The sequence below is a fragment of the Microbacterium sp. LWO12-1.2 genome (assembly GCF_040675875.1).
In the GTDB taxonomy this organism is placed as follows: domain Bacteria; phylum Actinomycetota; class Actinomycetes; order Actinomycetales; family Microbacteriaceae; genus Microbacterium.
This window is the reverse complement of sequence record NZ_JBEGII010000001.1, coordinates 2,461,962-2,475,949: the sequence shown is the minus strand read 5'-3', so window position 1 is coordinate 2,475,949 and position 13,988 is coordinate 2,461,962. Positions and strand designations below refer to the sequence as shown.

Genomic DNA, 13,988 nt, shown 5'->3' with positions numbered 1-13,988 from the left:
CATGATGAGCGCTCTCTCCTCCCTCCCCTCTGTCCCTGCCGCGTCCCGTCGTGAGCGCGTCGCCGAGATTCTTCGCGAGGCCATCACGACCGGGGATCTGGAAGTGGGGCAGAAGCTGACCGAGCTGGAGCTGGCAGCGCAACTGGGCACGAGTCGTGCGCCGGTCCGCGAGGCTCTGCGCCAGCTCGAGCAGGAAGGACTTGTCGTGTCCTACCCGTATCGCGGGACCGAGGTCCTCGGCGTCTCGCAGGAGGAGATCGAGAACGTGCTCGTGCCGATCCGTGTCGCGCTCGAGCGCTTCGCGTTCGACAAGGCGATGTCGGTGGTGACAGACGACGATATCGCCGGTCTGGAGAGCATCATCGACAGCATGGACGCGGCTGCCTCCGCAGGTGACCTTACCCGTCTCGCCGACGACGACATCCGGTTCCATGAGGCCATCGTCATCCTGTCCGGCCAGCAGCACTGCCTGCAGATCTGGCGCACGATTCAGCCTCGCGTCCGCGCGTACTTCCGCCGGGACGCGAACTACTATGGCGACTCGCACGCCGTGGCAGAGCAGCATCGAGAGCTCGTCCGTGCGCTGCGGAGTGGTGACCGCGACCACGGCCTTCAGGCGATCACGGAGCACATCCGCACGCACTTCTCCTCCGACGCTGTGTCGGAGAGCGACCGGTGAGCGCGGTCGTCGTCACGGGAGCCGCATCCGGGATCGGGCGAGGCATCGCGATCGGAGCGGCGAAGCGGGGAAGGCACGTCGCCCTGCTCGACATCGACGAGCGGGCGCTGGCCGACGCGGCGTCCGCTGTGCTCGCTGCGGGCGCGGCATCGGCCCTTCCTCTCGTCTGCGATGTGAGCGATGAGCGTGAGGTGGACGCCGCATTCGAGGCGGTCGTGGATCGGCTGCCCGAGATCTCGGGCGTCGTTGCCAATGCGGGCATCGAGGTCAGCGAGCCTCTCGCCTCCGCCACCGTGGAGTCCTGGGACCGTGTGATGGCGGTGAACCTCCGCGGAACATTCCTCACGTCTCGGGCGGCCGTGAACCACTGGCGCGCGCGGGGATCGGGCGGATCGCTGGTGTGCGTCTCGTCGCCGTCTGCGTTCGTGGGCTTCGCCGGAGGTGCGAACACCGCATACGGTGCATCGAAAGGCGGCATCTCGGCATTCGTGCGCGCAGCGGCTCTGGACGGCGCCCCCGACGGGGTGCGCGTGAACGCGGTCGTACCCGGGGCCACCGATACGGACATCCTCTACTTCGGACTGGAAGGGGAGGCGCTGCTGGCCCGTCGCACCGAGCTGGCGCAGGCGGCGCAGCGTCAGATCCCCCTCGGGCGGATGGCGCGACCGGAGGAGATCGCGGATGCGGTCCTCTGGCTTCTGAGCGACGAGAGCGCCTATGTCACCGGCAGTCACCTGGTGTGCGACGGGGGCCTGCTGGCCAAGAGCGCGAACACGTTCTGAGTCGCGTTCGAGGGTGCCGCTCGGCGCCTCGAACGGTCGGAGAGACGCCTTCGATAACGGACGGATCACGGTCTGAGGATCATTGTCGACAATCGACTAGAGCCGATCCGTCGGCAGGGTTGCCGGCATTCAGCTACCGAATGGGCGGAAGGCGCGAACACTATGGAACGACGACTCTGGGGTCGGCGCGGAACAAGCATCACCGTCGCGGCACTCGCCGCGCTGGCTGTCACGGGGTGCGCGGCGGAGGGATCACCGTCCGCGGACGGCGCGACGACCATCACCTACTGGACGCACGTCAACGCTCCCGCGCAGGAGGTCGAGCGCGAGCTGATCGCTCAGTACGAGAAAGACCATCCGGGCGTCCGTATCGACTACCTGCCCATCGAGTTCGGGACCATGGCCGCCAAGCTCAACGCCGCGATCGCGGCAGGCGGCGGACCCGACCTCGTCAACTACTTCCAGTCGTATGCCGCCGGCCTGATCGCCAAGGGCTACCTCGCCCCCGTCGACCACGAGGCGTACGGAATGACCGCCGACGAGCTCGCCGCCCAGTACACCGAGGCGATCGGGGCCGGATTCTCCGCGGACGGAGAGTTCATCGGCATCCCGCACGAGATCTCCACGTACCAGTTCTGGGTCAATGATCAGCACTTCGCCAACGCCGGCCTCGATCCGGTGAAGGACTTCCCGAAGACGTGGGCCGACGTGGCGACCGTGGGCGCGCTGATCCAGGATGCGCCGGGCGGTCCGGCCGAAGGTGTCGCGCTGTCATTGAACAACCAGGTGCGGGATGTGCTCGTGCTCGACGCCATGACCAGGCAGGCGGGCGGAATGCTGTTCGGTCCTGACGGCTCGGAGTCGTTCGTCAACTCGCCCGAGGCCGTCAGGGCGCTGCAGACCTGGGGTGACCTGGCGAACGATCATGGCGTCAACGACCCCGCGCTCGGGCCGACCGCATCCACCAATGCGGAGGCCCTCTTCGGCGACGGGACCGCGGCGATGGTCAACACCGGCGGCTCCTGGTTCATCCCGACGTTGGAGGGAACCTATCCGGACATCCCATGGACGGTCGGCCAGTACCCCACGTTCGGTGGGGAGACGGTGGGAGCGGATCTGTACGGCTACGGACTCTACGTGCCGGCGACGAGCGCTCACCAGAAGGAGGCGTGGGAGTTCGCGCGCTACCTGGCCGATGCCTCTCCGACCTACTTCGCGGAGGCCGGGATCTGGCTCGGAGACAACGATGTGTTGACCGATGAGGCCACCGCCGATGTTCCGAGCTGGGAGGTGTTCGTCGAAGGGTTCGCTCGCGGCAACTTCCTTCCGCCGCTGAGCCAGTACAACGAGATCAGCCAGATCCTTGAGAGCGCCATCCAGCGAGTGGTCGTCAACGGCGACGACGCGCAGAGCGCACTCGACGCAGCGCACGCCGCGATCGAGCCTCTGCTCGACAACTGAGGCCTCGGGGTGCGGCCGATGCGTCGACCGCACCCCGACGGAACGGAGAATCATGGATGACTCAACCTCGGCGATCGTGACACCGCATCGACGCGAACGCCCCGCCTCTCTCCCTCGCCGCGAAGCACGTGTCGGCATCGCGTTCGTGGCGCCGACCTTCATCTGGCTCACGTTCTTCGTGCTGGGTCCGTCGGTCGCCGCGATCGTGCTCAGCTTCACCGAGTGGTTCCTCGTGGGGAGTCCGAAGTTCGTCGGCGCGGCCAACTACCTGGCTCTGTTCGAGGATTCGGCCTTCGGGCAGGCGCTCATCGTGACCTTCCAGGTCGCCGCCGGCGTCGCGCTCCCCGGTTCCGTCCTGGCACTGGTTCTCGCTCTGCTGATGAGCAACGTCGCGCGGGGTCGGGCGGCCTATCAGGCGGTGTTCTACCTGCCCCTGGTGATCCCGAGCGTGGTGTCGTCCATCATCTGGGGGGCCATGTACCTGGGGCAGGGCGTGATCAACACGCTGCTCGGGACGCAGATCAAATGGCTCGCGGACCCGGTGTGGGCGCTCGTCTCGATCCTCATGCTCATGGTGTGGACGAACGTCGGCTACTACACCATCCTCGTCTTCGCCGGTCTCCAGGACATCCCCGCCGAGATCCTGGAAGCGGCCAGCATGGACGGCGCTGGGCCCCTGCAGCGATTGGTGCACATCATCGTGCCGCTGCTGCGCCCCGTCCTCCTCTTCGTGCTGGTGATCGCGACGACGGAGGCCCTGACACTGTTCGTCCAGCCGTACCTGCTGACTCAGGGAGGGCCCGGCGGTGCGACGCAGACGCTGTCGCTGTACATCTACCAGGTCGGATTCTCGTTCGGAAACGTCGGCAAGGCCTCGGCGATGGCCGTCGTGCTGCTGGTCATCGCCATCCTCTTCGCCATCGTCCAGTTCCGCGCACTGAGGAGTTCGCATGACGACTGACCCCCGTTCGCTCCGGATCCTGCGCCGATCCGGCCCGCACGTCCTACTCGTCGGGGCGGCCCTGCTCGTCGCGACGCCGCTGATCTGGGCGGTGAAGTCGTCCTTCACCCCCACAGGAGAGGTGATGAGTACGGGGTTGTTCCAGATGCCCACTCGATTCACCGTCGACAACTACGTGCTCGGATGGCAGTCGTCCCCATTCGTGACCTACTTCGCGAACAGCTTCCTCGTGGCGATCGCTGTCACGGCTCTCACGCTGGTGGGCAGCGTGACGGCGGGCTACGGATTCGCGCGCTTCTCGTTCCCGGGGAGACGAGTGCTGTTCGTCCTGACGCTCGCCGCGATGATGATGCCGTTCCAGGCCATCATGATCCCGCTCTTCGTCCAGGTGCGCACGCTCGGGTGGCTCGACAGCTTCGCGGGGCTGATCATCCCCGGCGCGGTCAGTGCGTTCGGTGTCTTCCTGATGCGGCAATTCCTCGCGGGACTGCCGCAGGCGCTGTTCGAGGCCGCACGCATCGACGGCGCCGGTGAACTGCGGATCTTCCTGCGGATCGTCATGCCCCTGGCGCGGGGGCCGCTGGCTGCGCTGGGGGCGCTCACCTTCCTCGCGAGCTGGAACAACTTCCTCTGGCCACTCATCGTGGTGGGAAGCACCCGGATGACGACGGTGCCCCTCGGGCTCTCCCAGTTCCGCGGGTCCAACGCCACCGATTACGGCCAGGTGCTCGCCGTCTCGATGCTCGCGGCGATCCCGGTGATCCTGGTCTTCCTCGTCCTGCGCCGTCACATCGTCGCGAGCTTCGCCTCCAGTGGGCTCAAGTGATGCTCGGCGTGCCCCCGTTCACCTCCTCAGAGAAGGAAACCCTCATGCCGACGCGAACCCCTGACTTGTCCGACCTGTCCGTCCTCGCGATCGGGGCCCACCCGGATGACATCGAGATCCTCTGCGGTGGCACGATGGCGCTGTACGCCGAAGCGGGAGCGAAGGTGACGTTCGCGATCGCCACCAACGGCGAAGTCGGGGGAGGGGGCGCTGACCCCGCGAAGATCGCCGCGCAACGCTTCGAAGAGGCCGAGGCTTCCACCTCACGTCTGGGGGTGGACTTGATCTGGATGGGTTTCCCCGACGAGATGCTCTTCAATGACCGCGCGAGCCGAGTGGCGTTCATCGACGCGTATCGTCAGGCGCGAGCCGACGTGGTCTTCGTGCACTCCACCGACGACTACCACCCCGATCACCGCATCGCGGGCCAGATCGCGATCGACAGCCGTATCCCTGCCGCTGTGCCCCACGTGCGCACGCGGTACCCGGCGCTGGACAGGATCCCGCATCTGTTCGTGATGGACACGCTCGGCGGGATCTCGTTCGAACCCGAGTTCCTCGTCGACATCTCGCGACACCAGGCGCTCAAGGAAGAGCTGTTGAGGTTGCACGCGAGCCAGGTGGAATGGATGCAGCGCGCGTACGGGGACGACTACATCGCGGAGGCCAGGAAGCAGGCGGAAGTCCGAGCCGGGCATACTCGATGGGATTTCGTCGAAGGCTTCCGCAGCGTGCCGACCTACCCGGTGACGGGTGGAGCGGAGCTGCTTCCCGGCGAGTGGCGTGCAGCGGCGGAGTGAATCGACGTCGGGTGCCCAGGGTCAGCGCACGAGCGTGGCCGTCATGCCCGCTGCGAGGGCGGCCTCCGCGCCGATCGGGCTGTCTTCCACGGCAAGGCACCGCGACGGCGCCACCTCGAGCAGATCCGCCGCAAGGAGGTACAGATCGGGCGCGGGCTTGGGGCGACGACCCTGGCTCCACCCCACCAGCGGTTCGGCAGACAGCCGCGGCGCCGCGCACAGGATGGTGAACTCGAGCCGGAGCTGTTCGCTGTTGCTCACGACCGCCACCGGGACGCCGGATCGTCGGAGTCGCACCGCAGTGTCGTACACAGGCACGATCGGCCGGAGCTCTGCTCGATAGAGCCGGCTCAGCCGGGACCAGTAGGCACGGTAGAGGTCCGCTGACGGGGGCAGCCCGGGGTGGTGTCGGCGGAGCGCACCAATCCTCTGTTCGAAGCTGGAGCCCGCAGGCGAGACGTCGGGAGTGCGGGGGAGGCCCAGATCGTCTGCGACGGATCTCCATGCCCGCTCGCACAACGGTTCCGAGTCCACCAGGGTTCCGTCGCAATCGAAGAGAACCGCGGAGTATGCGCCGCGTGCGGCCTGCTCCGCGAGGTGATGCCAGTGGTGCGGGGAGGTCTGCATGCATGCGTCCGATCCTGAGGTGGCGGATGCGCCGCTTCGCTGTCTCCGGTGGTGGCGGTCGAAGCCGAGGCACCTCTTCGATGATTCTATCGTCGATTGTCGACAATGGGTGGCGCGTCTCGTAGGCTCTCCCCACGCACACCGACGTGTCGGCGGGAGATCTGCCGTTCGGACAGTGCGAACGCGAATGGCCGGCGCCGACGCCGGGTGCTTGCCTGTCGGTACTTCACTGCGGGACGACGTCGTCCGTGAGTTCCGTCGACCATTACAGAAGAGAGGCTCAGTGATGAGTAGATCCGTCAGATCCGTCGCCGCGGTCGTCGCTGCGCTGCTTGTGGTGGTCTTGCTGCCCGCACACCCGGCCGTCGCCGCAAGCCAGGTCGACCTGCCGATACAGCCGGACGTCGAGATCGTGTCGCCGGAGAACTCCGACTGTCTTCCCTGGGACATGACGAAGAGCCGTGAGGACAACGAGGTCGTGGACTGCGGATGGTTCCCCTCCATTGCACGGCTCGCCGACGGACGGCTCCTGATCGCATACTCCGACTCGCCGAGCCATTCGAACTACAGTCGCATCGCGATGCGGACGTCCGATGACGAAGGCCGCACCTGGTCGTCGGCGACGACGATCGTCGACACTCCGGGCGTGCCCGACGAGAAGGAGCCGAACGTCACGGTGCTTCGCAACGGCGACGTCCTGCTCTGGTACTACGACTTCAACAACCCGAACCGCTCGAACAACCGGACGATCAACCTCATCCGCAGCACGGATGACGGTGCGACCTGGTCCTCCCCGCTCGTCCCCGCCACCGTGGCCTACACCAGCCCTTACGGATACGCGGCAGGGAACGGCGAACTCATCGAACTGGACAACGGAGACCTGCTGTTGCCCTTCACAGCGATGCGTGATCGCCGGGGCCGCGAGGGCGCCCCCGCGGCGCACGTGCTTCGCAGCTTCGACGGCGGTGCGACCTGGGATGTCGCCGACGAGCGGACCGTGATGTGGTCAGGTCCCGACTACTACGTGCCGGGCACCACCACCCCGGCGACCTGGTACGTCGAGCCTGCGCTGGTAGACCTCGGCGCCGGGGAGATCATGATGGTGGCCCGTACGTCCTATAACCCTCAGGATGCCGTCATGAGGGTGAGCTATTCGTCGGACTACGGCGACACCTGGACATCGCCGGTGGACATCGCCGGGCTGAAGGGCGACGCTCCGCACCTGCTCCGTCTGCGCGACGGCAATGTGCTCCTCACCTGGGGCGACCGGTCGCGAGCCTGGGGGCAGGGTCGTCCCACGGCGGGATTGATCTACGACCCCGCCCACGGGTGGGCTGGTGCCGAGCAGACACTCATCTACCGCGGTCCCCGCGATTTCGGCGATCAGGCGTACTCGGGATCCGTGCAATTGGCCGATGGTGGCGTGCTGACGGTCTACTACGACCGGATGGCCGGCACCATCGGGGGAACCTTCCTCGACCTGGAGGCCGAAGACATCCCGTTGGGTGCGCTCGTCGCGGAGGGCGACGCCACGATCACCACGACGATGAACCACACCGCCGCAGGGTTCTCGCCGTCTGGGCCGGTGGACGGCGTCGTGGACTACGGCACGATGGCCGTCGCGAACACCAGCGTGAACACGCACGGCACACCGCACGTGTGGCAGGCCGATTTCGCCGAGCCACTGAGAGTCGGCGAGATCGGAGTCGCGCTGAAACCCGGATACCGCGAGTCCGCGGTGATCGAGGTGGCGACAGGGGTGGGCAGCGCGCAGGTGTGGACGCCAGTGCGCGATTACCAGGATGCTCGGGTCGACGCGCTGGACTGGTTCGGCGTCGGACGCGACCTGAACGCGACAGGGATCCGCGTGACCATCACCGCGAGCGAGGGATGGGCAGGGCTGGCCGGCGTCGCTTTGCGCGCTCCTGCGACGGGATTCGATCGCAGAGCGCCGGGAACAGACACCGTCGCGCCGTACGTCCAGCTCAGCCCGGTGGAGCCCGCATCCGGCTGGTTCTCCTCTGTTCCCGTGCAGATCGTCCTGACGGCGCACGATCGTCACGATTCCGCACCGACGGTGGAAGTGGATACGGGGAGCGGCTGGCAGCCCGGCACGACCTCGGTCGCCGTCGATACCTCGGGGTACGCCGAGGGGCTCAACTCCTTCGTCTACCGGACAAGAGACGACGCGCTCAACAGCTCCACAGTCCGGACGGTCAGCGTCAACGTCGACCGCACGGCGCCCATGGCGAGCATCGCGATGGTAGCGACCGGTGATCCTGCGACTCGACGCCTCACGATCACGGGTTCTGATGCGCTCTCAGGAGTCAAGACGATCGGCTACCTGCTTTCCGGCGCGTCGAGCTGGGTCACGACGACCTTGCCGACGCCGTTGGGCGTGAGCAGCGTCTCCGTCGACGTTCCGGTCGGAACGACTGTGCAGTATCGCGTGTACGACACCGCGAGGAACACGACCGGGATCGTGTCGGTCGCGATCACCCCCTGATCGGTCAAGGTCTCCGGGTGGAGAGGAGCGGATTCGGTGGGTGCGAACAGCATTCGGCCCCCTCGCTCCCGCCGCACAGGATCGGTGCCGTATGTATTCGCCGGCGCACTCGTTCAGAGCACACGTGAAGCCTGATGGTGCCACTGAGGAAAGGAAGAAGATGAGGATCGCTCGAATCGGCGCCCCGGGCGCGGAGCGCCCTGCTGTGCTCGTGGGGGAGAAGGAGTACGTCGACGTGTCCGACCTCGTCGATGACATCGACTCGACGTTCTTCGAGTCGGGTGGGAGCGGGACTCTCGCGCAGATCGTCGCGCAGCGCCTCGCGGAGAGGCGCACGCTGCCGCTGGGGGAGCAGCGGATCGGTGCGCCGATCGCCCGGCCGCACCAGATCGTCTGCGTCGGTTTGAACTACGCCGACCACGCGGCGGAGAGCGGCATGGCGATACCGGAGGAACCGATCCTCTTCACCAAGTCGCCGAACACTCTCATCGGCCCGTTCGACGACGTCCGCATACCTCGAGGCGGCACCAAGACGGACTGGGAGGTCGAACTCGGCATCGTGATCGGACGACGCGCCAGCTACATCGAGTCGCCGGAGCAGGCGAGGGAGCACATCGCCGGATACGTGCTCGTCAACGACGTGAGCGAGCGTGCGTTCCAGCTCGAGCGATCGGGGCAATGGCTCAAGGGCAAGTCGGCTGAGACCTTCAACCCCGCGGGTCCCTGGTTGGTCACGCCGGATGAGTTCGCCGATGTGCGAGCGCTGCGCATGTGGCTCGACGTCAACGGTGTGCGCAGGCAGACGGGCATGACGTCCACGATGATCTTCCCGCCGGAGGAGCTCGTGCATTACATCAGCCAGTTCATGGTGCTGGAACCCGGCGACCTCATCAATACCGGAACACCGCCGGGAGTGGGCATGGGGCATGAGCCCGCGGTGTGGCTCCAGCCTGGCGACGTGATCGAACTCGGTATCGACGGTCTGGGCGCACAGCGACAGAACGTCGTGGGACCCCGATGAACGCCGAGGGAAGCGCGCGGGGTGAGGCGATCAGACGGCACGCGATCGTGACCGGAGGTGCGAGCGGGCTGGGCGCCGCGTCGGCAGTGCGTCTCCGCGCAGCCGGGATGCGGGTGACGACGGTCGACGTGGTCGGACCCTGCGACGTCCACCTCGACATCACCGATGACCACGCCGTGGCAGCCGCCCTGGAGCACTTGCCGCCGGTCGATGTGCTCGTCAACTCGGCCGGTGTCGTCGGGCCCAACCTCCCGCTCGTGCAGACCACGCCCGATCAATGGCGGGCGGTGTTCGACGTGAACGTGCTCGGCACGGTCCTGATGATGCGGGCATGCATCCCCGGCATGGTGGAACGCGCCTGGGGGAGGGTGATCAACCTCGCGAGCATCGCGGGTAAGGACGGTAACCCCCAGCTGTCGGTCTACTCGGCATCCAAGGCCGCGGTCATCGCTCTCACCAAGGCGGCGGGGAAGGAGCTGGCGACGACCGGTGTGCTCGTGAACGCGATCGCCCCCGCGGTGATCGCGACGCCGATGAACGCGACCACGGGAGCGGATGTGCTCGCGCACATCACCAGTCTCATCCCGATGCGGCGCGTCGGCCGGCCCGAGGAGGTCGCGGAGCTGGTGTCCTGGCTGGCCTCCGACGCGGTGAGCTTCTCGACCGGCGCGATCTACGACATCAGCGGGGGACGGGCCACCTATTGAGCGTGTTCGGCAGTGCCGAACCTGAGTTGTCCGCGCCGAATGCTGATGGTCGAATCGCACCGCCCGAGATCCCAGGGAGTACATGTGAGCAGTGAAGCCGATCTCCTCCTGCATGGAGGGACACTCGTCGATGTCGTCGACGGCGGTCTGCGCGCCGCCGACATCGCGCTCGCCGGGGGACGGATCAGCGCGATCGTCCCACCGGGATCGCCGCTGCAGGCACGGAGGACGCTCGACTGCACCGGCCTGCTGGTGTCCCCGGGGTTCGTCGACATCCACACGCACTCAGACCTGAGCCGACTCGTCTACGAGGGCCAGGAGAGCCGGATCACGCAGGGGATCACGACAGAGATCGTCGGGAACTGCGGCATGACTCCGGCGCCGCTGGTCGGCACGGCCGAGCGCACGCGCGAGGTCATCGGGCCCGTCGACGTCGTCGATGCGGGACGGTGGGAGTGGACGGACGCGCGGTCGTGGCTCGACGCCCTCGAGCGGAGTTCGGGAGCCACGCACGTCGGGGCCCTGATCGGTCATGGGACGCTTCGCGCCGCGGTCGCACACGATGCATCGGGGGAGACGGTGGATCGTCGCGATCTGATCGAAGCTGTCCACCGCGCACTCGATGCGGGATGCCTGGGCGTCAGCCTCGGCCTCATGTACGCACCGGGCCAGGCAGCCGATCCCGAGGAGCTCCGCGCGGTCGCGGAAACTGTGCGGACAGCGGACGCCCTGCTCTCGGTGCACTTGCGCTCCTACTCCGAAGATGGGCTCCTCGGCGCGGTCGATGAGGCACTCGGGCTCGCCGAATCCACGGGGGTACGCCTGCAGCTGTCACATCTGCGCATGATCGGCGACGATGTCGGACGCTACGACGACGTTCTCACGCGCATCGAGACGGCGCGGCGCAATCTCGACGTGGCGGCCGACGCATACCCGTACCTCTCCGGCCACACCAACCTCGTGCAGCTGCTCCCTTCCGCGTTGCGCGCAGCGGGGGAGCGTGCATGCGCAGTGCTGCCGGTGGCGCAGGTCGCCGAAGGGCTGGAGCGCTCCGGGTTCGCTCCCGATGCCATCACGGTGATGAAGGCGAGGTCGACGCCGGACGCGGTCGGGCGTCGACCCGACCCCTGCGATCCGTGGAGGTGGCTGGCCGGACTCCTCGCGGAGAACGACGGCGCGGTCGACGTCGCGGTCGTGGGCTCGACCGAAGCGAACCTCGAGACAGCGATGCGCACTCCGTGGATCTCGATCGCATCCGATGGAGCGGCGCTCGCATCCACCCACACCACGACTGCGGCGCACCCGCGTTCATGGGGCACGTTCCCTCGCGCGTATCGGCTGATGCGCAAAGTCGGTCTGACTCCCGCGCAGGCGCTGCGGCGATGCACACACGACCCCGCGATGCGGGTGGGTTCGCGGGCCGTGATCGAGGAGGGCGCCCTGGCGGACCTCGTCGTCTTCGACGAGGCCGCGCTCCGTGACCATGCGACGGATGCGGCTCCGGCGACGCCGTCGTCGGGGATCGCTCATGTCGTCGTGGGGGGTCAGCCGGTGATCGAACACGCAGTGCAGACCGCGGCCCGGCCGGGCCGCATCATCAGGAGGAGGTCGGCCGGTGGGCAGTGAACAGCAGCAGACGGGATTCGCGATCGTCGGAGCGGGCGGCATCGCGCTTTCGCATGCCGGTGCGCTCGCACGCTCGACGCGGGGGCGCCTGGTGAGCGTCTGCGACACGAACGCACGTGCAGCCGAGCAGCTGGCGGCCGCGCACGGCGCGCGCCCGGAGACGGAGTTCTCGGAGGTGCTGACCGATGCGGACGTCGATGCGGTAATCCTGTGCACGCCCAATCGCACGCACGTTCCGCTGGGCCGGGCGATCATCGAGGCGGGCAAGCACCTGCTCCTCGAGAAGCCGCTCGCGCTGACATCGGCGGATGCCGAGTTGCTCGTGCGACGGGCCGAAGATCTCGGGCGCGTGCTCGTGGTCGGGCACACCCATCGGCACAGCGATCAGGCGCGCGCGATCGCTGAGTTGGTGCATGGCGAGGAGATCGGCGAGATCCGCTACATCCACATCGTGATGAACGGGGGCTGGCTGTGGGGCGGATGGTCTTCCTGGGTGCTCGACAGGGCGCAGTCCGGCGGCCATGCGCTCCACAACGGCGTGCATCTGATGGACCTCGCGGCGTGGTGGATGAACGACCGTCCCATCGCGGTCCGTGCCGTCGGTCAGAAGGTCACGAGCGCCGCGCTGGCCATCCACGACTATCTCGTCATCGACCTGCGCTTCGCGAACGGTGCCGTCGCGCGGTGCGAGATCAGTCGCGCGGAGATCCCCCGCGATTCCTCGTTCACCGAGATGCGTGTGGTCGGGTCTGCGGGAGCGATCGAACGCCGCTGGGATTCGGAGGGTCTTCTGGCATGGACCGATCGGGCACAAGGGGCGTGGTCGCCGGGTGGCGCAGTCGCGCGTTCCTTCTCCGGGCAGATCGAGCGGTTCATCGACGCGATCGCGGATGCGAGTCGGGCGTTTCCGCCGGCGCGCGACAGCCTCGAGGTGATCCGCTGGGCAGAGGCCGCAGAGGAGTCTCTCGCCACGGGCTGCTCCGTCACGATCGGAGATCTAAGATGACTCGTCTTCTGTTGGCGGGAAGCGACGGGCTGTCCAGCCAGGACCACCAGCGCGACATGTGGCTTCCCGCCGCGCGGCGCATCGGGGCCGACATCGTCTCGATCTGGGCTCATCCTGCTGCCGAGGCGGCGGAGAGCGACCGTGTCGAGCGGCTCTCCGCTGCCGAGGAGATCGCGCTCGTCCGCGATGCCGTCCCCGACCTGCGGGGCGTGGACGGCATCATCTGCTGTCAGCGCGGCGCGCGGCGAGAGATCGTGCTTCGGGCGGCGCGGGACGCTGGCGTGCCGGTGCTGCTGGACAAACCGACACTCGACAGCACCGACACACTCGATGCGCTCGCGCTCTCTCTGCCCGGCATGACTCTGCTGGCGGGGCATCACTTCGCCGCTCACCCCTCGTTCCTGCGCGCGCTGCGCGCGGTGCGCGGAGGAGAGATCGGTCTGCTTCGGGCCGTACACGCGGAGCTCGTCGTCGCACGAGGAGATGGCCCCGCCGACGGCGGCGAATTGCGCAACCTGGTGGTGTATCCGACCGATCTCATGCGGCGTCTGGTGGGGCCTGCCGAACTGCGGGTGAGCGCGGACGTGTCCCACGGCGCCGAGGGCGACGAGCAGAGCTGGACGCTGCTGGCGCAGAGCGAGCGTGAGGTCGTCGTAGGAATCCACGTGACGCGAACGGCAGATGGCGCCCCCGAGGTGCTGTCCAGCCGCGTGCGCGTCCTCGGCTCGCACGGCTCCCTGCTGGTCGACCTCACCGCACCGCATGTGCGGGTGCGTAGCGGACGTGGCTCCACCGACCGGCCGTACGGTCCCGGATCGGTCGACATGCTCGTCGCGGGTCTCACGGACGCGGACGCCCGCGCAGAGCTCGAGGTGAGTCTTCAGGACCTCGCGGGGCTCTCTCGATTCCTTGACGTCGCATCCGAGTGCGCGGTGACCGGCGAAGTGGTCGGAGCGCAGTGGTGAGGGAGATCGAGAGAATGCGAG

13 protein-coding genes are annotated in these 13,988 nt (G+C 67.5%); 12 read left to right on the top strand and 1 reads right to left on the bottom strand.

The features are described from left to right. The first annotated feature begins 4 nt into the window (after positions 1-4). The 6 genes from MRBLWO12_RS11955 (at position 5) to MRBLWO12_RS11930 (ending at position 5,509) form a co-directional block, all read left to right on the top strand. Positions 5-679: a GntR family transcriptional regulator gene (locus MRBLWO12_RS11955; RefSeq protein ID WP_363555736.1), complete on the top strand. Its 675-nt coding sequence runs from the start codon at positions 5-7 to the stop codon at positions 677-679. Next, positions 676-1,461 carry an SDR family NAD(P)-dependent oxidoreductase gene (locus MRBLWO12_RS11950; RefSeq protein WP_363555734.1) on the top strand — a complete coding sequence of 262 codons (786 nt, stop codon included), beginning with the start codon at positions 676-678 and terminating at the stop codon, positions 1,459-1,461. Before MRBLWO12_RS11955 ends, MRBLWO12_RS11950 begins: the two co-directional genes overlap by 4 nt. A 162-nt stretch (positions 1,462-1,623) precedes the next feature. Continuing rightward, positions 1,624-2,922 carry an extracellular solute-binding protein gene (locus tag MRBLWO12_RS11945; protein WP_363555732.1) on the top strand — a complete coding sequence of 433 codons (1,299 nt, stop codon included), beginning with the start codon at positions 1,624-1,626 and terminating at the stop codon, positions 2,920-2,922. Positions 2,923-2,974: 52 nt separating this feature from the next. Next, positions 2,975-3,883 (top strand): carbohydrate ABC transporter permease, encoded by a 909-nt coding sequence (locus MRBLWO12_RS11940; RefSeq protein ID WP_363555730.1) that lies wholly within the window; start codon positions 2,975-2,977, stop codon positions 3,881-3,883. Continuing rightward, complete coding sequence (locus MRBLWO12_RS11935; RefSeq protein WP_363555728.1) at positions 3,873-4,709, top strand: carbohydrate ABC transporter permease; 837 nt, start codon at positions 3,873-3,875, stop codon at positions 4,707-4,709. Before MRBLWO12_RS11940 ends, MRBLWO12_RS11935 begins: the two co-directional genes overlap by 11 nt. Positions 4,710-4,753: 44 nt before the next feature. Beyond that, positions 4,754-5,509, top strand: a complete 756-nt coding sequence (locus tag MRBLWO12_RS11930) for a PIG-L deacetylase family protein (RefSeq protein ID WP_363555726.1) — start codon at positions 4,754-4,756, stop codon at positions 5,507-5,509. 21 nt (positions 5,510-5,530) lie between these two features. On the opposite strand, the gene MRBLWO12_RS11925 is transcribed toward MRBLWO12_RS11930, so the two are convergent. Continuing rightward, on the bottom strand, positions 5,531-6,136 hold the full coding sequence (locus tag MRBLWO12_RS11925) for an HAD family hydrolase (RefSeq protein ID WP_363555724.1): 606 nt from the start codon (positions 6,134-6,136) through the stop codon (positions 5,531-5,533). 286 nt (positions 6,137-6,422) lie between these two features. Here MRBLWO12_RS11925 and MRBLWO12_RS11920 point away from each other — a divergent pair, with 286 nt between their 5' ends. The 6 genes from MRBLWO12_RS11920 to MRBLWO12_RS11895 all read left to right on the top strand — a co-directional run bounded on the left by MRBLWO12_RS11920 (position 6,423) and on the right by MRBLWO12_RS11895 (position 13,967). Continuing rightward, the gene (locus MRBLWO12_RS11920) at positions 6,423-8,642 is read left to right on the top strand and encodes a sialidase family protein (RefSeq protein WP_363555722.1); all 2,220 of its coding nucleotides are present in this window, start codon (positions 6,423-6,425) and stop codon (positions 8,640-8,642) included. Between the two features lie 160 nt (positions 8,643-8,802). Beyond that, the gene (locus tag MRBLWO12_RS11915; RefSeq protein ID WP_363555720.1) at positions 8,803-9,663 is read left to right on the top strand and encodes a fumarylacetoacetate hydrolase family protein; all 861 of its coding nucleotides are present in this window, start codon (positions 8,803-8,805) and stop codon (positions 9,661-9,663) included. Next, complete coding sequence (locus MRBLWO12_RS11910) at positions 9,660-10,370, top strand: SDR family NAD(P)-dependent oxidoreductase (protein WP_363555718.1); 711 nt, start codon at positions 9,660-9,662, stop codon at positions 10,368-10,370. The genes MRBLWO12_RS11915 and MRBLWO12_RS11910 overlap by 4 nt, the downstream gene beginning before the upstream one ends. A gap of 84 nt (positions 10,371-10,454) precedes the next feature. Further along, positions 10,455-11,996: an N-acyl-D-amino-acid deacylase family protein gene (locus MRBLWO12_RS11905; RefSeq protein WP_363555716.1), complete on the top strand. Its 1,542-nt coding sequence runs from the start codon at positions 10,455-10,457 to the stop codon at positions 11,994-11,996. Next, positions 11,986-13,002: a Gfo/Idh/MocA family protein gene (locus tag MRBLWO12_RS11900; protein ID WP_363555714.1), complete on the top strand. Its 1,017-nt coding sequence runs from the start codon at positions 11,986-11,988 to the stop codon at positions 13,000-13,002. Before MRBLWO12_RS11905 ends, MRBLWO12_RS11900 begins: the two co-directional genes overlap by 11 nt. Further along, positions 12,999-13,967 carry a Gfo/Idh/MocA family protein gene (locus tag MRBLWO12_RS11895; protein WP_363555712.1) on the top strand — a complete coding sequence of 323 codons (969 nt, stop codon included), beginning with the start codon at positions 12,999-13,001 and terminating at the stop codon, positions 13,965-13,967. The genes MRBLWO12_RS11900 and MRBLWO12_RS11895 overlap by 4 nt, the downstream gene beginning before the upstream one ends. The last annotated feature ends 21 nt before the right edge of the window (positions 13,968-13,988 follow it).